At 63.0% G+C, this 578-nt stretch carries 1 protein-coding gene; it reads left to right on the top strand.

Annotation, left to right across the window (positions count from 1 at the left end; all coding sequences use genetic code 11):
• Positions 1 to 578, top strand: a 578-nt coding sequence (locus KAJ83_RS19165; RefSeq protein ID WP_246484922.1) for an EF-Tu/IF-2/RF-3 family GTPase, incomplete at both ends; no start/stop codon positions are given.

Here is a 578-nt window from a genome sequence, read left to right as displayed (position 1 = left end):
GAGCTTCTGTCGTCCTATGATTTCCCGGGCGACGACATTCCGATCGTGAAGGGCTCGGCGCTGAAGGCGCTGGAGGGCGATACGTCCGATATCGGGGCGCCGGCGATCCTCGAGCTGATGAAGGAATGCGACGCGTATATTCCGCAGCCGGATCGTCCGAAGGACAAGCCGTTCCTGATGCCGATCGAGGATGTGTTCTCGATTTCGGGCCGTGGCACGGTCGTGACGGGCCGCGTGGAGACGGGGATCGTGAAGGTCGGCGAGGAAGTGGAGATCGTCGGTCTTCACGACACGCGCAAGACGACGGTGACGGGCGTCGAGATGTTCCGGAAGCTGCTGGACAGCGGCGAGGCGGGCGACAATATCGGGGCGCTTCTGCGCGGCATCGGCCGCGAGGATGTCGAGCGCGGTCAGGTTCTGGCGAAGCCGGGAACGATCACGCCGCACACGGAGTTCAAGGCGGAAGCCTATATCCTGACGAAGGAAGAGGGCGGCCGTCACACGCCGTTCTTCACGAACTATCGTCCGCAGTTTTATTTCCGGACGACGGACGTGACGGGAACGGTTGCGCTTCCGGA

The organism is Marivibrio halodurans (assembly GCF_017963645.1).
Taxonomy (GTDB): Bacteria; Pseudomonadota; Alphaproteobacteria; order UBA8366; family Aestuariispiraceae; genus Marivibrio; species Marivibrio halodurans.
The sequence above is the reverse complement of the archived record's forward strand: the minus strand, read 5'-3'. Positions and strand labels throughout refer to the sequence as shown.